We start from the raw sequence: 18,898 nt of genomic DNA, 5'->3' as shown, positions 1-18,898 counted from the left end.
AGAAAAGATAACCCCAAGGGCTCATAGCGTCCTGCCATTCTGTTTGTTCCAGCGTTTGGACAACGGCGATCGGAAAATGGATTAAACAAAACGCAAACGAACAGGAGAAAATCCATCAATGAATCAAAACACTACGCATACCGGGTGTATTACGTGCCCTGTCGTAGAGGCCGCTATGGCGCATTTCCGCTGGTAAGCCGGGTGGCCGGTGAAGCTGCCGCCGGCTCAGGGGCCGATGTTGCCCCCAGTCCGCCACTCTTCTATAGTATGTTGTAACTAATATAGGAGCGTGCGATGAGCAGATACGATGTGATTGGCCGGATGAACGCCTGCTTTACCGAGCTGGAGCAGGCGCTCGGCGCGCTGCAGCAGCAGATCGCCCCACTGCGGTTGCTGGCGGCGCGGGTGTTCAGCCTGCCGGAGGTTGAAAAAGGTCAGGAGCATCAGGCTATCTCGCATATCGCGGTCGAACAGCATGTGGGGCAAGCGGCGCGCGATCTGGCGCTGGAGCATTATCAGCGGCTGTTCATCCACCATAACCGGGAGAATGTCAGCAGCAAGGCGGCCGTGCGCCTGCCCGGCGTCATCTGCCTGGCGGTGGAACAGCCGGAGTATCAGGCGCTGCAAACGCAGCTGGCGCTCATCAACCGACTGAAGGGCGAACTGGAGCAGATTATCACCGTCGATTCCGGCCTGGCGCCGGAGCAGCGTTTCGAGTTCGTGCACACCCATCTGCACGGGCTGATTACCCTCAGCGCCTATCGCACCCTCACTGCCCTGACCAATCCCGACTCCGTGCGCTTCGGCTGGGCCAACAAGCACATCATCAAAAACGTCAAGCGGGACGACATCCTGGCGCAGCTGGAGAAAAGCCTGAAAGCCGGCCGTGCGGTACCGCCGCACAGCCGTGAACAGTGGGCTGCCCTGGTCAGCCGCGAGATAGACGACGTCAGCCGCCTGCCGCAGCACGCGACGCTGAAAATCAAGCGGCCGGTCAAAGTGCAGCCAATCGCCCGGGTGTGGTATCAGCAGCAGCAAAAACAGGTGCAACATCCCTGCCCGCTGCCGCTGATCGCCCTGTGTCAGGCAGAGAGCGGCGCCACAGTGCCGAAGATTGGCGAGCTGCTCAACTACGACGTCGACGCGGTGAAACACCGTTACAAACCCGACGCCCGGCCGCTGCGGCTGCTGGTGCCGCGCCTGCACCTGTATACCGACGACGCTACTCGCTGAGGGCATACACCCGCAGGCGATGGCCGTCCGGATCTCGCGCCACGAAAGTGTAACCGAACTCCATCTCGGTCGGCGTTTGCTCAATCGGCAGCCCGAGTTCGCGCCACTGGTTATAGCGCGCCTCGACCTCTTGCGGATCCTGGCACAAAAAGCCCAGTTCACCGCCGCCGCCGGTCAGGGTCGCCGCAGGTTTTACCCCCTGTTTGGCCCACATCCCCAGCTTGAAGCCGTTGTTGAGCACGAACAGGGCGAAGCCGGGGGAAAGCTCTACCGGCGCCTGTCCCAGTAAACGTTGATAAAAGGCGGCGCTGTTCAGCGGGTTGTCGACGTAAAGCAGGGTCATGCTGGGAAGGGTCATCGGTCTGTCCTCTGGGTGATGGGAACCGGCCGGCTCCCGATAGGTACAGACTAAGGGGCGCGACTGACAGTTTATGGCAGCAGCGTGCCGCTATTGCTCCGCAATGCCCTCGCTGAGGCGCCACTCTTTCAACAGCCGCCGCCGACCGCGCGGATAGCGCTGTTCCAAAGGCGTAGCGGCCTGAATGCGATCGAGGCGAAAATGGCGAAACGCTTGGCGCAGCTCGCACCAGGCGACCAGCATCTGGAACTGCTCGAAAAAACCCAGCGCAAAGGGCCACAGCAGGCGTTCGCTGCGCTGCCCCGCCAGATCGAGATAGTCGATATGCAGCTTGCGCTCGCGGCGGATGGTGTCACGGATCAACACCCGCATCGCATCCGCCACCGGCGGCGCCTGAACCGGCGCGATCAACAGCGTGTTGGCCTCCAGTTCCTCCCGCAGCGCCGGCGGCAGCACGTCGGCGATCTTGGCCAGCGCCTGGCCCGCCGCGCTCGCCAGCTGGCTGTCGCCGCGGCGGCTGACCCAGCGCATCCCCAGCACCAGCGCTTCTGTCTCTGCCTGCGAGAACATCAGCGGCGGCAGCATAAAGCCGGGCCGCAGCACATAGCCGACGCCCGCCTCGCCGACGATCTCCGCCCCCTGCTGCTGCAGCGTAGCGATATCGCGGTACAGCGTGCGCATGCTGATGCCCAGCGTTTGCGCCAGCGCATGGCCCGCCACCGGATAACGGTGGCTGCGCAGCAGCTGCATCAGATCGAGTAAACGTTGTGCGCGCGACATATCACGGCTCACTGCATAACGCGGTTTGGACAAAGTCGGCAAAAGCCCGCGCCTTAGCCGAGACGAAATGACCGCCGGGGAACACCGCCCACAGCGCCAGCGGCGGCAGCTGCCAGTCCGCTAATGCCGCGATCGCCGCCCCGCTTTGCAGCTCGCTGCGGAACATGCCTTCGCTGGCGATAGTGGGTCCGAATCCCGCCAACACCAGTTCGCGCACGCACTCCGCCGCATTGACCCGCATGCGCCCCGGCAGCCGCAGCGCGCGCTGTTCTCCTTCGCGGCTGAAGCGCCAGTGCTCGCCGCCGCCACGGCGGTGGTAAATCACCATCTCGTGCTGCAACAGATCTTCCGGCCGCTGCGGCATGCCGGCGGCGGCAAAATAGCCGGGCGTGCCGATCACACATTGCTTTACCTCACCCAGTTTGCGGGCGGTAAAGCCGGAATCCTCCAGCTCGCCGATACACAGGGCAATATCGATGCCCTCTTCAATCAACGACAGGTTGCCGTCATCCAGCAGCAGATCGACGTTCAAACGCGGGTTGGCGCGCATAAACGCCGTCAAATCAGGCAAGGGAACGATGCGGGCGAACACCGCTGCCGAGGCGACCCGCAGCCGGCCGCTCAGCGTTTCGCCGGCGTTCTGCACCAGCGCTTCCGTCTCCGCCAGCGCGTTCAGGATACGTCGGGTGCGTTGATACAGCTGCTGCCCCGCATCCGTCGGCTGCAGGCCGTGGGTCGAGCGCAGCATCAGGCGTGTGCCGAGCTGCTGTTCCAGCCGCGCCACCGCTTTCGAGACCGCCGGCTGCCCCACGTGCAGCCGCCGCGCCGCTGCGGTAAAGGAACCGCTCTCGTAAACGCAGGCATAGGTTTCGTAATCGGCAAACTTGCCCATAGCATTCCTTAATGGAATAACGGTTAGCATTTATTGCAGTCTACACGCGCCATTCAGGAATGGGCAAGATGAGCGTAACCCTCATTCCCGTCAGGAGAACGCATGACACTGCAAGACAAACTCGATGCCTTCAAAGCGGAGTTCGAATCCGGCCAACTGCCGTTCACACTCACAGAACAAGAGCACGCGCTGATGCGTAAGGCGATCCAAACGCAGATCGCTGCCGGCATCGCCGAACGCGCCCTGAAGGTCGGCGACGCCGCGCCCGGCTTTACCCTGTCGGACTGCGAAAACCGGTCATGTTCTTCCGCGGCGTTGTTGGCAAAGGGCCCGCTGGTCGTCAGTTTCTATCGCGGGATCTGGTGCCCCTACTGTACGCTCGATCTACAGGCCCTGCAGGCCATATTGCCCGCCATCACGCAGTACGGCGCGCAGCTCGTGGCCGTTTCGCCGCAGAGCGCGGTGCATAACCGCCAGGCCATGCGCGATCACGATCTCACCTTTGCGCTGCTCAGCGATGCCGGCAACCGTCTGGCGGCCCAATTCGGCCTGCGTTACCGCCTGCCGGACGCGCTGATCGCCCTGTATCAACAGCGGCTCGGCCTCGATCTGGCGCAGTTCAACCAGGATGATAGCTGGACGCTGCCGCTGCCGGCGCGGTTCATCATCGCCCGCGATGGCCGTATCGCCTATGCTGAAGCGCACGCCGATTACACCCGGCGGCCGGAGCCGCAGGCGCTGTTGTCGGTGCTGGAGAGATTGGCTTGAAAAGACGGGGCGCAAACGCGCCCCGTTTAAACATGACGTGATTATTTCTGCATGCTGCCGACCATCGCTTCCGGCCGCACCCACTCGTCGAACTGCGCTTCGGTCAGGTAGCCGAGCTTCAGCGCCGCGGCTTTCAGCGTCAGCCCCTCCTTGTGCGCTTTCTTGGCGATTTCCGCCGCCTTGTCGTAGCCGATGTGGGTATTGAGCGCCGTCACCAGCATCAGCGATTCGTTCAGCAGCTGGGTGATGCGATCGCGGTTCGGTTCGATGCCCACCGCGCAGTGCTCGTTGAAGCCCTGCATGCCGTCGGCCAGCAGGCGAATCGACTGCAGGTAGTTGTGGATCACCATCGGGCGGAACACGTTCAGCTCGAAGTTGCCGGAAGCGCCGCCGATGTTCACCGCCACGTCATTGCCCAGCACCTGGGCGCACAGCATGGTCATCGCCTCGCACTGGGTCGGGTTGACCTTGCCCGGCATGATGGAGCTGCCCGGTTCGTTCTCCGGGAGCGAAATCTCGCCGATGCCGCAGCGCGGGCCGGACGCCAGCCAGCGCACGTCGTTGGCGATCTTCATCAGCGAAGCCGCCAGCCCTTTCAGCGCGCCATGCCCTTGCACCAGCGCGTCGCAGGTCGCCAGCGCTTCGAACTTGTTCGGGGCGGTGACGAACGGCTGATGGGTCAACTCCGCCAGCGCTTTAGCCACGCGCACCGCGTACTCCGGATGGGTGTTCAGGCCGGTGCCGACCGCCGTGCCGCCCAGCGCCAGCTCGGCAATGTGCGGGATACTGTCTTCGATGTGCTTCAGGTTGTGCGCCAGCATCGCCGCCCAGCCGGAGATCTCCTGCCCCAGGGTCAGCGGCGTGGCGTCCTGCAGGTGGGTGCGGCCGATTTTGACGATATCGCGGTAGGCTTCGGCCTTGTCGCTCAGCGTCTTGTGCAGCACTTTCAGCTCGGGGATCAGGTGCTCGCGCAGCGCAATCACCGCCGCCACGTGCATCGCGGTGGGAAACACGTCGTTGGAGCTCTGGCTCTTATTGACGTCGTCGTTCGGGTGCACCTTGCGCTCTTCACCGCGCACGCCGCCCAGCAGCTCGCTGGCGCGGTTGGCCAACACTTCGTTCATGTTCATGTTGGTCTGGGTGCCGGAACCGGTTTGCCAGATGGACAGCGGGAACTGGTCGGCATGGCTGTCCGCCAGCACTTCGTCGGCGGCGTTGATGATGGCGGCGCCCCGCTCGGCCGGCAGCAGCCCCAGATCCACGTTCACCTGCGCAGCGGCGCGCTTGGTCAACGCCAGCGCGTGGATCAGCGCGGTCGGCATCTTTTCGGAGGAAATGCGGAAATGCGCCAACGAACGCTGGGTTTGCGCGCCCCACAGCTTGTCGGCCGGTACTTCGATGGGGCCCATAGAGTCTTTTTCGATACGAACGCCTGCCATCATTGTCTCCTTAGCATAATTCCTAAAATTGTAGGGTTAGGCCGACGCGCTACCCCCCGTCGGCATGCACTCCCAGTATAGTGACATAATAACTATTCGCATTAAGAGAGTTATCTCACAGCACGTTTCATCTCTTTTACTCCTTCATGACGCGGTTATTTGCCGCCGGTTAACCCGCGCCGAAATAAACGGCCGGGCATGCCCCGGAGAATAAAAGCGTGGGTAACGATTAACGCGGATGACGCGAATTAAAATTATTGATGCGCTGGGCCTGTAACTGATTAAGCTCATCGATACGCTGCTGCAGATGATTGATTTCGTCGTAGGCGTCCTGCCGTTCATGATGGCGATAGGCCCCGGCCGCCGCGCCGGCGGTGAGCGCCAGCGGATGGGCCACGGGCGCGATCGCGGCGGGAACCGCTACCGGCGCGGGTGCAACAACGATCGGCGCCGGCGCGATCACTACGGTGCGCGGCGCGGCGTAAGGATAGGTGACAATCACCGCCGCCTGGGCTGCGCCGGTGCAAAGCCCCAACAGCAACAACAATTTTTTCATGCAGCAGACCTCTGGTTTCGTTAAATCGACTCGTTAGCCGTTACGGTAAAGAGGTCTGGCGCGCCGGTTTAAGCTCGGCGTGTGAACGCCCAGCGCAGCGCGAAAATAATAATAAGGGAATGGCTCAGACGGTAAAAAATAAATTCAGCCGACATAGTTTGACATGCTGAAAAATAAATAATGAGGCAAAATGCCCGGGCTATCGGCAATAACCCCGCTGTACCAAAGAATAATCGATTGGCGGCTTTTGACGGCCGCCTTGAGGCCCTGTGCGCCATTTGAGGCGCCGATCGTTATCACGTTATACTTTGGCCCGTTGCCGGGCGCGACGTTATCCGGCGTTATTTTGATCGCGCCCATGATTTTTCCCGCCGACGCGGGCGTATGATGGTCGTCGGCATAGATTAAGTTAATCTTATAAAATCAGTGAGTTATTGCTATGTAGTGCGGCAATGACGCAGAAGGACGTTTATCGACATGCAAAAAATGACCAATGCGGTACAGAATTACGCCTGGGGCAGCCACGATGCGCTGACCCGTCTTTACGGTATCGCCAACCCCGATAATCAGCCGATGGCCGAACTGTGGATGGGCGCCCATCCCAAGAGCCCTTCCCGCGTGCCGGGCGCCGATGGCGCACTGCGTTCGCTGCGCGAGCTAATCGATGAAGACCTGCCAAAGCAACTGGGCGCCGACGTCGCCAGCCGCTTTGGCGAGTTGCCGTTCCTGTTTAAAGTGCTGTGCGCCGATCAACCGCTGTCGATCCAGGTCCACCCGAGCAAAGCGGCGGCCGAGATCGGCTTCGCGAAAGAGAACGCCGCCGGCATCCCGCTGAGCGCCGCCGAACGCAATTACAAAGACCCCAATCACAAGCCCGAACTGGTGTTCGCCCTGACGCCGTTCCTGGCGATGAACGGCTTTCGCGAACTGGCCGATATCGTTTCCCTGCTGCAACCGATCGCCGGCGCGCACCACGACATCGCCGCCTTCCTGCAGCAGCCGGACACCGCGCATCTGTCCACCCTGTTCGCCAGCCTGTTGACCATGAGCGGCGAGCAAAAGTCGCTGGCGCTTGGCGTGTTGAAGGCCGCGCTCAACAATCAGCAGGGCGAGCCCTGGGATACCGTGCGTTTTATCGCCGGCTTTTATCCGGATGACAGCGGCCTGTTCTCACCGCTGCTGCTGAACGTGGTGCAGCTCGCGCCGGGCGAGGCGATGTTCCTGTACGCGGAAACGCCGCACGCCTACCTGAAAGGGGTGGCGCTGGAGGTGATGGCCAACTCGGATAACGTGCTGCGCGCGGGCCTGACGCCGAAATTCATCGACGTGCCTGAGCTGCTGGCCAACCTGCAGTTCCGCCCGCAGCCGGCGTCCGGCCTGCTAACCCAGCCGGAGCAACGCGGCAACGCGCTGTTCTTCCCGATCCCGGTGGAGGATTTCGCCTTCTCGCTGCACGATTTGACCGCCGCGCCGCAGGCGCTGGCGCAGCGAAGCGCGGCCATCGTGTTCTGCGTCGCCGGCGAAGCGACGCTGGAAAAATCAGGGCAGCGCCTGACGCTCAAGCCGGGCGAATCCTGCTTTATCGGGGCTTTCGAATCCCCGGTCAACGTCAGCGGCAGCGGCCGCATCGCCAGGGTTTATAACCAGCTGGCCTAACCGTTGATAAATTTCAGCAAATTGCTTGCTGAAAGCGAGAGCTACCCCCACAATTAAACGCCTGCGGGCGTTTTTTGTCGGCCCCTATTTGCCCCTCCCGCGCAACGGAGGGTGATAAGAAAAAAGGATGAAACAGAGCTATGAAAAAATCGTTAGTCGCTGTCAGCGTCATTGTGGTTCTTGGCGCAGCATGGACCGGGGCATCCTGGTACACCGGGAAACAGATCGAGCAGCACATGGGCGAAGTCGTCGACAACGCCAACGGCCAGCTGAAAGCTTACCTGCCGAAAGCCGGCGTGAAGCTGAGCTATGAAAATTACCAGCGCGGCCTGTTCAGCAGTAAAGTGCGTTATGTGCTGCGTTCCGACGGCACGGATACCAGTGAAAACGCGGCGCTGAAAACCGGTGAAGAAGTGGCGTTCCTGGAAACCATCGATCACGGCCCGTTCCCCTTCGCCCAGCTGAAAAAATTCAATCTGCTGCCGAGCATGGCGTCGGTGCATACCGAGCTGGAAAATACCCCGGCGGTGAAAGGTCTGTTTGACACCACCAAAGGCAAATCGCTGTTTACCGCCGATTCGCGCATCTCTTACAGCGGGGACACCTCGTCTGCCATCGACATCATCCCGCTGGACTACCAAAAAGATAAGTCTTCGCTGAAATTCAGCGGCGCTACCATTAACGCCGACGTGTCCAGCGATCTGAAAAAATTCGTGCTGGATGCCAATAGCGACAATATCGTGTTCGCCAGCCCGAACGAATTCGGTCAAAACGAGCAGATCACCTTCCAGGGCTTCAACCTGAAAGGCAACAGCAACGAGAGCAAGTTCGGCGTGAAGCTCGGCGATCAGACGATGACGCTGAAGCAGTTCAAACTGACGATCGACGGTAAAGATACCGTGGCGTTGGACGGTTTCAACCTGGTGAGCAAGTTCGGCGAGCAAGGCAGCAGCAACATCGGCGGCCAGATCGACTACACCATGGACGCGCTCAAGGTGCAGGGCAACGACTTCGGCGCCGGCAAGCTGGCGCTGAAAATCGACAACGTCGACGGCAAAGCGCTGAAAGACTTCGCCGACAGCTACAACCGCCAGACCATGGCGCTGCTGCAACAGGGCGAGAACCTGGATCCGGCCGTGTATGAGCAGCAAAACGCCGAACTGCTGCAAAAGAACCTGCCGCTGCTGCTGAAAGGCAACCCGAGCCTCAGCATCGCACCGCTGAGCTGGAAAAACAGCAAGGGCGAGAGCACCTTCACGCTGGATCTGGCGCTGACCGATCCGAGCAAGGCCGCCTCCCCGGCACAATCGCCGGATCAGCTGATCGCGCAGGCGGTTAAAAAGCTGGATATCAACCTGACCATTCCGGAAGCGATGGCCACCGAAGTGACCGCGAAAACCGCGCTGTTGCAGGGTTACAATGAGGAAGACGCGCAGAAACTGGCGCAGCAGCAAGTACAGGGCCTGGCGGCCATGGGCCAGATGTTCAAGCTGACCACCCAGAAAGACGGCGTGATCGCGAGCACGTTCCACTATGCCGACAACCAGGTTGACCTGAACGGCAACAAAATGTCGCTGCAGGAGTTCATCGGCCAGTTCGGCCTGCTGGGCGCCCCGGCGGAAGACGGTGAACCGGCGCAGGATGCACAGCCTGCTCCGGCACCGGCGCAGTAAGCGTTTGAAAGCCTGATCAAGGGCCCCCTGCGGGGCCCTTTTTATTTACGCCGCGTAAACCGCATCGCGAATCTGCTGTGGATAGCGGCCGCACATGCCCTCAAACGCGGTGTTGGTCAGTATCACCACGCTCAGCTGCGCCTGTGGATCAAAGAACCAGCTGTGGCCGTAAACCCCGCCCCAGGTCAGCGTGCCGGCCTGCTGCGGCGTCTGCGCCGCTTCTGCGTCCACCAGCAGCGCCCCGCCAAAACCGAATCCCCAGCCTGGCCCTTGCGTTTGCGCCTGCGCGCCCACGTGCGGGCTGCGCAGCAACGCCACCGTGTCCGGCTGCAAAATACCCTGCCCGCCGCTGCGTAATACCTCCACCAGCTTCAGCACGTCGTCGGCATCGCCGACCATGCCCGCGCCGCCGGAAGGATAGGCCCCGGCGTTGAGCGCCCGCATCGGTGAAAACAGCACTTCGCCCCCCGCCATCCCCTCCGGCAGCGCCACCCGCAGGCCTTCCGGCATGCGCTGCGGCCCTTGCGGGGTGTTGTAATACGGCGTCGCCAGGTTCGCGGCGTCCGTCGCATGGAACGCGGTATTGCCGAGCCCCAGCGGCCGCGCCACCCATTCGACAAACAGCTGCGGCAGCGGCATGCCCGTCACCCGTTCCAGCACCGCGCCAAGCACGTCGAGCGCCAGAGAATAATTGAAGCGTTCCCCCGGCGCCGACAGCAACGGCGCCTGCGCCAACAGCCGCAGGTTTTGCTCCAGCGTCAGCGTCGACAGCTCCACGCCGTCCTGGATCCCCAACTGGTGGTAAACGCCCGTCGGCGGCTGGTTCAGCCGATAGTCCAGCCCAGCGGTATGGCTCAGCAAATGACGAATCTTGATCGCCGGGCGCCGGCCGTCGGCGAGCGCCGGAGTAAACCACGGCAGCCACTCGCTGACCGCGTCGTCCAGGCTCAGCTTGCCCTGTTCGATCAGGCGCAGCGCCGCCAGCGTGGTGTAGGGTTTGGAGACCGACGACAGCCGGAACTGCGTTTCTCGCCGCATCGGCCGCCGCACTTCACGATCGGCATAGCCGGCCGCCCCGGCGTAGCAAATCTCGCCCTGCCGCGCCACCAGCACCACGCTGCCCACGATGCGCCCTTCGGCCATCGCCTGTTGATCGATCGCCGCGATCCGTTCTGTTAACGCCCGTTGTTCTGCCGACATGATTTTCATCTCGCTGATGGAAAGTAAAATCAGTCTAAAACGTTCGTCATAAATTAAAATAAGGCATAATTTAATGAATCATTAAGCATAGGTTATTGATAGATGAGTTCACTCCTGCAGCTGCTGCCCTATTTCGAAGCCGTCGCACGCCTGGGCAACTTTACCCGCGCGGCCAGCCAGCTCGGCGTCACGCCGCCGGCGGTGTCACAAAACATTCAGGCGCTGGAGAATCAGCTGGGAGTGCGGCTATTTCACCGCACCAGCCGCTCGGTGCGCCTCAGCGATGAGGGCCGGTTGTTCTATCAGAAGGTGTCGCCGGCGATGAGCCAGATCGACGTGGCGGCGGACGACGTGCGCGCCCTGGGCGCACACCCGGCGGGCCTGCTGCGCATCACGCTGCCGCAGCTGGCCGCCTCGCTGCTGGTAATGCCGCACCTGGCGGAATTTCAACGGCGCTATCCCGACGTGCAGCTGGAACTGTTTACCGAAGACCGCTTTTCCGATCTGGTGCTGGGCAGTTTCGATGCCGGCATTCGCATGCACGCCATGCTGCAAAAAGACATGATCGCCGTGCCGATCGACAACGGCCAGCGCCGGGTGCTGGTCGCCTCGCCCGACTATCTGGCGCGTTGCGGCGTTCCGGCCACGCCGGACGATCTGCCTGCTCACCACTGCCTGCGCTACCGTTTCCCCGGCAGCGGCAAACGGGAACCCTGGTATTTTAGCCTGGGCGACGATGAACGCGCGCTGGACGTCAGCGGCAGTTTGATTTTTAACGAAGATCGGCTGATCAAAGATGCGGCGTTGGCGGGCCTGGGTATCGCACAGCGTTTTCAGGGCACGGTATTGCAGGAGCTGGCGCAGGGGCAACTGGTGGAAGTGCTGCCGGGTTACGCCAGCGAAGCGTCGGGCTTTTTCATCTACTTTCCCGCCGGCAAGCATCTGCCGCTCAAGCTGCGCGCCTTTATCGATTTCATGCGCGAGCGGCGTGAACGGCAGCACCGGTGGTAGGGGCGCCCCGCCGGCGCCCCTGACCGTCAGCGCTTCTCCAGCGCCTGGATGATGTGGTAAGCCGCTTCGACGCGATCGTCGTTCGGGAACCACTTGTTGGCCAGCATCACCACGGCGATATTCTTCGCCGGGATAAATACCGCGTAGGTGGAGAAACCGCCGGTGGAGCCGGTTTTGTTATACCAGCCGGCGCGCAATTCCGGCTGCGGCGGCGTGATGGCAGTGGCCGGCGTGCCGTTCATGATCATCCCGGCGTTGTTGCCTTCAATCAAACGCGACAGTTGCACCGGATACGGGTAGTTCTCCCACATCAGATCCTGCGTGAACGCGCCCGCCTTGTAATAACCGACGTGCGTCGCGGCCAGCGCGTCGCGCCACGGCTGCGCTACCTTCACCTGCTGCAGGTTGGCGTCCAGATAGCGAATCAGATCGCGGGCGTTGGACTTGATGCCGTAAGACTCGGCGTCCAGCGGGCCGGGGTTGACCCGCACCGGCTTATCGTCCTTGCTGTAACCCTGCGCATAGTTGGCCATCTGCGCCGCCGGCACCTGCACGTAGGTGTGGCTCATGCCCAACGCCGGCAGCATCCCCTGTTCCATCGCCTGGATAAACGGCTGGCCGAGGCTCTTGGCGGCGATCATGCCCAGCATGCCGATGCCGAGGTTGGAATAGACGCGGTAGCTGCCCGCCGGGTGTTTCGGCTGCCAGGCCCGGTAGTAGGCCATCAGTTGGGCGTTGTTGGTCACGTCGTCCGGCACGAACAGCGGCAGGCCGGAGGTATGCGTCGCCAGATTCAGCAGGCTGACGCCGTCGAAGGCGCTGCCGCGCAGCTCGGGCAGGTAGTGGCTGGCCGGGTCTTTAAACGACAGTTTGCCCTGCTGCTGCGCATAGACCGCCAGCGTCGCGGTGAAGGTCTTGCTCAGCGAGCCCACTTCAAACAGCGTCTGCTCGGTGATCGGTTTACCGGTCTGCTTCGAGGCGACGCCGTACGGGTAAATCTGCTGTTTGCCGTCGACCGACACGGCGATCGCCATGCCCGGCACGCCGTATTTTTTCATCAGCGGCTGAATAACGGCGTCGATATCCTGCTGCTGTGCGGCGTGCGCGGTCGGCAGGATCAGTGCGGCGATCAGCGCGGCCGCCAGGCGGTTCATTTTCGTCATGATAGAAGCTCTTAGGTTGCAGGGCATCGGCCGCGGCCAAAAGTTTTTATTGGCGTTATATACGGCGCTTTCCCTGATTGATGATGTCATTCCTTTACGGCTGCCGTGACACTCTGAGCAGCCGCGCCAAATATCGGATTTTGCCGCCGGGTTGACAAGCGATAATAATTTCAGCCAGCATAAAGAAAAACTTATGGCTATCGACAATGCGCAATCGACTTCCCCTCAACGCCCTGCGGGCGTTCGAATCCTCCGCTCGTCACCTGAACTTCACCCGCGCCGGTCTGGAGCTGCGCGTCACCCAGGCCGCCGTCAGCCAGCAGGTGCGCATGCTGGAAGAACAGCTGGGCATTCAGCTGTTCCGCCGCCTGCCGCGCGGGCTGGATCTGACCGAAGAGGGCCAGGCGCTGCTGCCGGTGTTGAGCGACGCCTTCGACCGTATCGAGGCAGTGCTGCAGCAGTTCGAAGGCGGGCATTTCCACGAGGTGCTGACGGTGGCGGTGGTCGGCACCTTCGCCGTCGGCTGGCTGATGCCGCGGCTGGCGGCGTTCCGCACGGCGCATCCGTTTATCGATCTGCGGGTGCTCACCCACAACAACCTGGTCAATCTGTCGGCCGACGGCATGGATTTCGCCATCCGCTTCGGCGAAGGGCTCTGGCCCGCCACCTGCAATATCAAGCTGTTCGACGCGCCGCTGACGGTGCTCTGCCCGCCGGCGGTCGCCGCGCGCCTGCGCACGCCGCAGGATCTGCAGCACGAGCAGCTGATGCGCACCTACCGCAAGGATGAATGGGAGCAGTGGTTCGCGGCGGCACAGGTGACGCCGTGGCGGATCAACGGCCCGGTGTTCGACTCGTCAAGGCTGATGGTGGAAGGCGCGATCCAGTGCGACGGCGTGGCGCTGGCGCCGGTCAGCATGTTCCGCCGCGAACTGGCCGCCGGCGCGCTGCAGCGGCCGTTTGCCGCCGAGGCCGCGCTCGGCGCCTATTGGCTGACCCATTTGAAATCGCGGGATCTGACGCCGGCGATGAAAACCTTTATCGGCTGGATCCGCCGGGAGGCGGAAGAGGAACAGCGGCAGGGCTAGGCGGAACCGCGCCGGATCAGCGTCGGCGGCAGAATGACGTTCTGCGCCGGCAGGTCGGCGTCACCGATGCGCTGCAGCAGGCGCGCGGCGGCGCTGCGCCCCACTTCCCGCGCCGAGCTGGAGACGAAGGTCAGCGGCGGCTCGGTCAGTTCGGCCTCCGGCACGTCGCCGAAGCCGATCAGCGCCACCTGCCGCCCGTAGTAGGCGTCTACCCCGTCCGAACCGATGCTGCGGCCGCTGCGCGCCAGGCCAAAATAGGCGCCGAGCGCCACCGACGCCTTGTGGCAGACGATGGCGGTAATGTTCGGGTAATGGCGCAGCAGTTGTTCCGCCGCTTCCGCCGCCTCGCGCTGCCGGCAATCGCACTCGACGATCCATTCGCTGCGAAACGGCAGGCCGTACTGCACCAGGGTGGCGCAAAAGCCGCCCAGCCGCTCGGCGCGTGTCAATGAGTCGCTCTGGCCGCCAAGGTAGGCGATTTGGCTGTGGCCGCGCTTGATCAGAAATTCGGTGGCCAGCTTGGCGGCCTGCATGTTGTCCGGCCGCACCACGTCCACGCCATCAAGGCCGCTGGAGCGCGCCACGCAGACCAGCGGTACGCCCTGCTCGGCCGCCTTTTCCTTCAGGCCCGCCGCCGCGCGAATACCGCCCGCCAGCACGATGCCGTCGACGCCCTGCGCCAGCAGCGCGTCAAACGCCCGCTGCAGACCCTGGCCGTCGCGCCCGCTCTGCGTCAAAAACAGCAGCTTGTCGTGCGCCTCCAGCGCTTCGCTCAGCCCGGCGGTCATTTCGGCATAGAAGGGTTCGCAGATGTCGCGCAGAATAAGGCCAATCACCCCGGACTCCCCGCCGCGCAGCGTCGCCGCCTGGCGATTGCGTACATAGCCCAGCTGCTCTATCGCCTGATTGACCTTCTCGACGGTGGTCGGCGAAATGCGCCCCTTGCCGCTCAACACCAGGGAAACCGTGGTGACCGACACGCCCGCCTGCTGCGCCACATCGGTGATGGTGATTTTTTTGATGCTCATAGTCTCTGCGAACCCGTTCCTGGGCAACCCGCCGTAATGATCAAGGGTATACCGAATCCGTTAGCTCAGTAAAACGTTTTACTGCCTGCCGCATTGTCGCCAGAAACCGGGCGGCAGATTTGTGATTGGTGGCGCATTTTTGCTAGGTAAAACGTTTTATCTTCTTTTTACCTAATCAGAAGCCCCCTTTTTGCTCGTCTTTTCGCCAGGAGAAGTCGGTTATGTCAGCAGCCAACAAACCAAAAATCACCCTCTGGGAGTTCTTCCAGAGCCTGGGCAAAACCTTCATGTTGCCCGTCGCCTTGCTCTCTTTCTGCGGCATCATGCTGGGGATCGGCAGCTCGCTGAGCAGCCGCGACGTGATCACCCTGATGCCGTTTATCGGCCACCCGATCTTCCAGCTGATCTTTACCTGGATGAGCAAGGTAGGTTCCTTCGCCTTCAGCTTCCTGCCGGTGATGTTCGCCATCGCCATTCCGCTGGGCATGGCGCGCGAAAACAAGGGCGTCGCCGCCTTCTCCGGCTTCGTCGGCTTCGCCGTGCTGAATCTGGGCACCAATTTCTACCTGACCGCCGCCGGCGTGCTGCCCACCGGCGATCCGCTGGTGCTGAAAGCCAACAATATCCAGAACATTCTCGGGATTCAGTCGATCGATACCGGCATCCTCGGCGCGGTGATCGTCGGCATCATCGTCTATCGCCTGCATGAACGCTTCCACACCATCCGCCTGCCGGACGCGCTGGCGTTCTTCGGCGGCACGCGCTTCGTGCCGATCGTCACCACCGTGGTGCTGGGCCTGTGCGGCCTGGTGATCCCGCTGATCTGGCCGTGGTTCGCCGCCGGCATCACCGGGCTGGGCTGGGTGATCAACAGCGCCGGCGCCTTTGGCCCGATGCTGTTCGGCACCGGCGAACGCTTGCTGCTGCCGTTCGGCCTGCAGCACATTCTGGTGGCGCTGATCCGCTTTACCGAGGCGGGCGGCACCATGGAAGTGTGCGGCCACAGCGTCAGCGGCGCCCTGACCATCTTCCAGGCGCAGCTCTCCTGCCCGACCACCACCGGCTTCGCCGAGAGCGCTACCCGCTTCCTGTCGCAGGGTAAAATGCCGGCGTTCCTCGGCGGGCTGCCGGGCGCGGCGCTGGCGATGTATCACTGTGCCAAACCTGAGAACCGCCATAAAATCAAAGGGCTGTTGATTTCCGGCGTGGTGGCCTGCGTGGTTGGCGGCACCACCGAGCCGATCGAGTTCCTGTTCCTGTTCGTCGCGCCGTTCCTCTACCTGATCCACGCGCTGCTCACCGGGTTGGGCTTTACCGTGATGGCGCTGCTGGGCGTGACCATCGGCAACACCGACGGCAATATCATCGACTTCGTGGTGTTCGGCATTCTGCACGGCACCGCCACCAAGTGGTATCTGGTGCCGGTGGTGGCCGCCGTCTGGTTTGTCGGCTATTACGCCATTTTCCGCTTCGCCATCCAGCGCTTTAACATCAAAACGCCGGGCCGCGAAAGCGACAGCGCCGTCAGCCAGAGCGCGCCGGCCGGCGCGGTGGGCAAATCCGGCTACAACGTGCCGGCAATTTTGGCGGCGCTCGGCGGCCCGGACAACATCATCACGCTGGACAACTGCATCACCCGCCTGCGCCTGTCGGTCAATGACATGAACCGGGTGGACGACGCGGCGCTGAAGGCCAACCGCGCCATCGGTGTGGTGCATCTCAACGAGCATAACCTGCAGGTGGTGATCGGCCCACAGGTGCAATCGGTGAAGGATGAATTAGACTCACTGATAGCCACGGCGCAACCTGCCGCGGCGCTGCAGGGAGCCACCCATGTTTGATTTCGCCACCCCGATCGACCGCCACGGCACCTGGTGCACCCAGTGGGACTATATCGCCGATCGCTTCGGCAGCGCCGATCTGCTGCCGTTCACCATCTCCGATATGGATTTCGCCACCGCGCCGTGCATTCTCGAAGCGTTGCAGCAGCGCCTGCAGCACGGCGTGCTGGGCTACAGCCGCTGGCAGCACGAGGATTTTCTCGGCGCGCTGCGCCACTGGTATCAGCAACGTTTCAACGCCGCCATCGACACCGCAACGGCGGTGTACGGCCCTTCCGTTATCTACATGGCGGCGCAGCTGATCCGCCAATGGTCCGTACCGGGCGACTACGTGGTGACCCATACTCCGGCCTACGACGCCTTCTACAAAGTGATCCTCGCCAACCAGCGCCAGCTGTTGGCCTGCCCGCTGCACAAGGCCGGCGACGACTGGCGCTGCGACATGGCGCACCTTGAGGCCTTGCTGGCGCGGCCGCAGACCAAGATCCTGCTGCTGTGCAGCCCGCATAACCCCACCGGCAAAGTGTGGCGCCGCGACGAGCTGCAGCAGATGGCCGAACTGTGCGAGCGCCACGACGTGCGCGTCATCAGCGATGAGATCCACATGGACATGGTCTGGGGGGAACACCGCCATACGCCGTGGAGCCAGGTGGCGACCGGCGGCTGGGCCCTGCTGACCTCCGGTTCCAAGAGTTTCAATATCCCGGCGCTGACCGGTGCCTACGGCTTCATCAGCGACGACGCCAGCCGCGAAGCTTACTTCCAGCAGCTCAAAGCCCGCGACGGCCTCTCATCGCCGGCGGTGCTGGCGGTCGCCGCGCACGTGGCCGCCTATCGCCACGGCGAACCCTGGTTGGATTCCCTGCGCGACTATCTGCAGGATAATCTGACCTACGTCGCCGAGCGGTTGGAACAGGCGTTTCCGGCGCTGGGCTGGCGCCCGCCGCAGGCCACCTACCTGGCCTGGATCGATCTGCGGCCGTTGGCCGTTGACGATCGGGCGCTGCAGCAGGCGCTGATCGAGCGCGAAAAGGTGGCGATCATGCCGGGCTTTACCTACGGCGAGGAAGGCCGCGGGTTCCTGCGCCTCAACGTCGGCTGCCCGCGCAGCAAGCTGGAGGCCGGCATGGACAAGCTGATCGCCGGATTGCGGTTGGTGCTGGGCGAGCAATAGCGCGAGGGGGCGAGCCTCCGCCCGCCCCTCGATTACCCCTGAACAGTCGGAATGTCCTCCAGGCGGCGATAGACCGTCAGGCCCCACTCGTTGGCCAGCCGCACGTCGTTATCGGCCCCCGCAGACGCCCCTTCGATGCGATACACCGCCTGACACTGCGCAATCAGCCGGTGGGCCACCGGGTAAAGAAACGTCTCGCTCACCGCATCGCCAACCTGAGTGGACCCCGCCGCCGCCGCCAAAGGCAGCGCCAGCCATTCGCCGATCACCGGCACGTGCCCTCGCAGGTAAACCGCCAGCGCCGCCTGTTCCAGGCGCGCCAGATTGGCGGCGATACGCTGCGGATCGCCATCGGTGCCGCTGCGATAGGGGCCGGCGATCAGGATTTGTTGGGCTTTCATCGTTCTTCCTCCAACGTCCGGTTCAAGGCGACAAACTGCAGCAGCATGATAGTCTTGGCGTCAACGATCGTGCCCTGGCGAATCGCCTGCAGGGCTTGCGCCAGCGGCAGCTCGAGCACTTCCAGATCTTCCCCCTCCGCCGCCACCCCGCCGCCCTCGTTGATGCGATCGCCCGCCTGATACTCGCCGACGAAAAAGTGCAGCTTCTCGGTGACCGAGCCTGGGCTCATGTAGGCTTCGAACACCTTTTCCACGTTCTGCACGAAATAGCCGGTTTCCTCTTCCGCTTCGGCGCGGATGCGCGCCTCCGGCGACGCGTTGTCCAGCAACCCGGCGGCAGCCTCAATCAACATGCCGTCATGGCCGTTGACGAACACCGGAAAACGGAACTGGCGCGTCAGGATCACCGTTTGCGCCTGCCGGTTGAACAGCAAAATCACCGCGCCGTCGCCGCGATCGTAGGTCTCACGGCTCTGTCGCTGCCAAACGCCGTCGCGCCGCAGAAAATCAAAGGTGGTTTTTTTCAGCAGGTACCAGTCATCGGACAACACCCGGGTTTCGACAATGCGAACCCTGTCTTTGGTGGCTATCATCGGTTTACTCCGCCAGAGGAAGGAAATTGATAATATCGTGCAGT

19 protein-coding genes are annotated in these 18,898 nt (G+C 62.6%); 8 read left to right on the top strand and 11 right to left on the bottom strand.

What is annotated here, in order from left to right; all coding sequences use genetic code 11:
• Positions 1-294: 294 nt before the first annotated feature.
• The gene (gene tus / locus C3F38_RS13850) at positions 295-1,233 is read left to right on the top strand and encodes a DNA replication terminus site-binding protein (protein WP_038873930.1); all 939 of its coding nucleotides are present in this window, start codon (positions 295-297) and stop codon (positions 1,231-1,233) included.
• Here tus and C3F38_RS13845 read toward each other — a convergent pair.
• From C3F38_RS13845 to C3F38_RS13835, 3 genes are all read right to left on the bottom strand, one after another.
• Entirely contained in the window at positions 1,223-1,591 is a 369-nt protein-coding gene (locus C3F38_RS13845) for a VOC family protein (protein ID WP_028128189.1), read from the bottom strand. The genes tus and C3F38_RS13845 overlap by 11 nt on opposite strands.
• A 90-nt stretch (positions 1,592-1,681) precedes the next feature.
• Complete coding sequence (locus tag C3F38_RS13840; protein WP_055312389.1) at positions 1,682-2,371, bottom strand: YafY family protein; 690 nt, start codon at positions 2,369-2,371, stop codon at positions 1,682-1,684.
• A 1-nt stretch (position 2,372) separates the two neighbouring features.
• Positions 2,373-3,263 (bottom strand): LysR family transcriptional regulator, encoded by an 891-nt coding sequence (locus C3F38_RS13835; protein ID WP_055317606.1) that lies wholly within the window; start codon positions 3,261-3,263, stop codon positions 2,373-2,375.
• A 102-nt stretch (positions 3,264-3,365) separates the two neighbouring features.
• Here C3F38_RS13835 and C3F38_RS13830 point away from each other — a divergent pair, with 102 nt between their 5' ends.
• On the top strand, positions 3,366-4,031 hold the full coding sequence (locus C3F38_RS13830) for a peroxiredoxin-like family protein (protein ID WP_055317605.1): 666 nt from the start codon (positions 3,366-3,368) through the stop codon (positions 4,029-4,031).
• A 41-nt stretch (positions 4,032-4,072) separates the two neighbouring features.
• Here C3F38_RS13830 and fumC read toward each other — a convergent pair whose 3' ends face one another.
• The 3 genes from fumC to C3F38_RS13815 form a co-directional block, all read right to left on the bottom strand.
• On the bottom strand, positions 4,073-5,470 hold the full coding sequence (gene fumC, locus C3F38_RS13825; protein WP_038873919.1) for a class II fumarate hydratase: 1,398 nt from the start codon (positions 5,468-5,470) through the stop codon (positions 4,073-4,075).
• A gap of 229 nt (positions 5,471-5,699) precedes the next feature.
• Positions 5,700-6,026, bottom strand: a complete 327-nt coding sequence (locus C3F38_RS13820; protein ID WP_055317604.1) for a hypothetical protein — start codon at positions 6,024-6,026, stop codon at positions 5,700-5,702.
• Positions 6,027-6,170: 144 nt separating this feature from the next.
• A complete protein-coding gene (locus C3F38_RS13815; RefSeq protein ID WP_038873918.1) occupies positions 6,171-6,386 on the bottom strand; it encodes a hypothetical protein in 216 nt (71 codons plus the stop codon).
• 117 nt (positions 6,387-6,503) lie between these two features.
• Between C3F38_RS13815 and manA the strand changes: the two genes are divergently transcribed.
• The gene (manA, locus tag C3F38_RS13810) at positions 6,504-7,682 is read left to right on the top strand and encodes a mannose-6-phosphate isomerase (RefSeq protein ID WP_038873915.1); all 1,179 of its coding nucleotides are present in this window, start codon (positions 6,504-6,506) and stop codon (positions 7,680-7,682) included.
• A 140-nt stretch (positions 7,683-7,822) separates the two neighbouring features.
• Positions 7,823-9,355: a YdgA family protein gene (locus tag C3F38_RS13805; RefSeq protein ID WP_047727636.1), complete on the top strand. Its 1,533-nt coding sequence runs from the start codon at positions 7,823-7,825 to the stop codon at positions 9,353-9,355.
• Positions 9,356-9,400: 45 nt separating this feature from the next.
• On the opposite strand, the gene C3F38_RS13800 is transcribed toward C3F38_RS13805, so the two are convergent.
• Positions 9,401-10,555, bottom strand: a complete 1,155-nt coding sequence (locus C3F38_RS13800) for a serine hydrolase (protein ID WP_055317610.1) — start codon at positions 10,553-10,555, stop codon at positions 9,401-9,403.
• A 102-nt stretch (positions 10,556-10,657) separates the two neighbouring features.
• Between C3F38_RS13800 and C3F38_RS13795 the strand changes: the two genes are divergently transcribed.
• Positions 10,658-11,566, top strand: a complete 909-nt coding sequence (locus C3F38_RS13795) for a LysR family transcriptional regulator (RefSeq protein WP_055317603.1) — start codon at positions 10,658-10,660, stop codon at positions 11,564-11,566.
• Between the two features lie 26 nt (positions 11,567-11,592).
• Here C3F38_RS13795 and blaSRT read toward each other — a convergent pair whose 3' ends face one another.
• Positions 11,593-12,729: an SRT/SST family class C beta-lactamase gene (gene blaSRT, locus C3F38_RS13790; protein ID WP_038873908.1), complete on the bottom strand. Its 1,137-nt coding sequence runs from the start codon at positions 12,727-12,729 to the stop codon at positions 11,593-11,595.
• A gap of 206 nt (positions 12,730-12,935) precedes the next feature.
• Between blaSRT and C3F38_RS13785 the strand changes: the two genes are divergently transcribed.
• Entirely contained in the window at positions 12,936-13,817 is an 882-nt protein-coding gene (locus tag C3F38_RS13785; protein WP_047727637.1) for a LysR family transcriptional regulator, read from the top strand.
• Here C3F38_RS13785 and C3F38_RS13780 read toward each other — a convergent pair.
• On the bottom strand, positions 13,814-14,845 hold the full coding sequence (locus tag C3F38_RS13780; RefSeq protein ID WP_047727638.1) for a Mal regulon transcriptional regulator MalI: 1,032 nt from the start codon (positions 14,843-14,845) through the stop codon (positions 13,814-13,816). The two genes, C3F38_RS13785 and C3F38_RS13780, sit on opposite strands and share 4 nt — an antisense overlap.
• Before the next feature lie 221 nt (positions 14,846-15,066).
• Between C3F38_RS13780 and malX the strand changes: the two genes are divergently transcribed.
• Together malX and C3F38_RS13770 are read left to right on the top strand one after the other, a co-directional pair.
• Complete coding sequence (malX, locus tag C3F38_RS13775; RefSeq protein ID WP_057523718.1) at positions 15,067-16,686, top strand: maltose/glucose-specific PTS transporter subunit IIBC; 1,620 nt, start codon at positions 15,067-15,069, stop codon at positions 16,684-16,686.
• Positions 16,679-17,860 (top strand): MalY/PatB family protein, encoded by a 1,182-nt coding sequence (locus C3F38_RS13770; protein WP_038873899.1) that lies wholly within the window; start codon positions 16,679-16,681, stop codon positions 17,858-17,860. The genes malX and C3F38_RS13770 overlap by 8 nt, the downstream gene beginning before the upstream one ends.
• Before the next feature lie 32 nt (positions 17,861-17,892).
• On the opposite strand, the gene C3F38_RS13765 is transcribed toward C3F38_RS13770, so the two are convergent.
• Both C3F38_RS13765 and C3F38_RS13760 read right to left on the bottom strand, forming a co-directional pair.
• Positions 17,893-18,261, bottom strand: a complete 369-nt coding sequence (locus tag C3F38_RS13765; RefSeq protein ID WP_038873897.1) for a hypothetical protein — start codon at positions 18,259-18,261, stop codon at positions 17,893-17,895.
• Entirely contained in the window at positions 18,258-18,854 is a 597-nt protein-coding gene (locus tag C3F38_RS13760) for an NUDIX domain-containing protein (RefSeq protein WP_038873894.1), read from the bottom strand. The genes C3F38_RS13765 and C3F38_RS13760 overlap by 4 nt, the downstream gene beginning before the upstream one ends.
• Between the last annotated feature and the right edge of the window lie 44 nt (positions 18,855-18,898).

Source organism: Serratia sp. SSNIH1, assembly GCF_002935055.1.
In the GTDB taxonomy this organism is placed as follows: Bacteria; Pseudomonadota; Gammaproteobacteria; order Enterobacterales; family Enterobacteriaceae; genus Serratia; species Serratia nevei.
Note: the sequence above shows the minus strand (reverse complement) of the source record. Positions and strands in the feature narration are given on the sequence as shown.

Bases quoted from the DNA above. Each gene is read 5' to 3' on its own strand.
- C3F38_RS13770 (WP_038873899.1), top strand. From the start codon at position 16,679: ATGTTTGATTTCGCCACCCCGATCGACCGCCACGGCACCTGGTGCACC.
- C3F38_RS13780 (WP_047727638.1), bottom strand. From the start codon at position 14,845: ATGAGCATCAAAAAAATCACCATCACCGATGTGGCGCAGCAGGCGGGC.
- C3F38_RS13765 (WP_038873897.1), bottom strand. From the start codon at position 18,261: ATGAAAGCCCAACAAATCCTGATCGCCGGCCCCTATCGCAGCGGCACC.
- C3F38_RS13830 (WP_055317605.1), top strand. From the start codon at position 3,366: ATGACACTGCAAGACAAACTCGATGCCTTCAAAGCGGAGTTCGAATCC.
- blaSRT (WP_038873908.1), bottom strand. From the start codon at position 12,729: ATGACGAAAATGAACCGCCTGGCGGCCGCGCTGATCGCCGCACTGATC.
- C3F38_RS13835 (WP_055317606.1), bottom strand. From the start codon at position 3,263: ATGGGCAAGTTTGCCGATTACGAAACCTATGCCTGCGTTTACGAGAGC.
- tus (WP_038873930.1), top strand. From the start codon at position 295: ATGAGCAGATACGATGTGATTGGCCGGATGAACGCCTGCTTTACCGAG.
- C3F38_RS13820 (WP_055317604.1), bottom strand. From the start codon at position 6,026: ATGAAAAAATTGTTGTTGCTGTTGGGGCTTTGCACCGGCGCAGCCCAG.
- C3F38_RS13760 (WP_038873894.1), bottom strand. From the start codon at position 18,854: ATGATAGCCACCAAAGACAGGGTTCGCATTGTCGAAACCCGGGTGTTG.
- C3F38_RS13805 (WP_047727636.1), top strand. From the start codon at position 7,823: ATGAAAAAATCGTTAGTCGCTGTCAGCGTCATTGTGGTTCTTGGCGCA.
- C3F38_RS13800 (WP_055317610.1), bottom strand. From the start codon at position 10,555: ATGTCGGCAGAACAACGGGCGTTAACAGAACGGATCGCGGCGATCGAT.
- malX (WP_057523718.1), top strand. From the start codon at position 15,067: ATGTCAGCAGCCAACAAACCAAAAATCACCCTCTGGGAGTTCTTCCAG.
- C3F38_RS13785 (WP_047727637.1), top strand. From the start codon at position 12,936: ATGCGCAATCGACTTCCCCTCAACGCCCTGCGGGCGTTCGAATCCTCC.
- fumC (WP_038873919.1), bottom strand. From the start codon at position 5,470: ATGGCAGGCGTTCGTATCGAAAAAGACTCTATGGGCCCCATCGAAGTA.
- C3F38_RS13840 (WP_055312389.1), bottom strand. From the start codon at position 2,371: ATGTCGCGCGCACAACGTTTACTCGATCTGATGCAGCTGCTGCGCAGC.
- manA (WP_038873915.1), top strand. From the start codon at position 6,504: ATGCAAAAAATGACCAATGCGGTACAGAATTACGCCTGGGGCAGCCAC.
- C3F38_RS13845 (WP_028128189.1), bottom strand. From the start codon at position 1,591: ATGACCCTTCCCAGCATGACCCTGCTTTACGTCGACAACCCGCTGAAC.
- C3F38_RS13795 (WP_055317603.1), top strand. From the start codon at position 10,658: ATGAGTTCACTCCTGCAGCTGCTGCCCTATTTCGAAGCCGTCGCACGC.
- C3F38_RS13815 (WP_038873918.1), bottom strand. From the start codon at position 6,386: ATGGGCGCGATCAAAATAACGCCGGATAACGTCGCGCCCGGCAACGGG.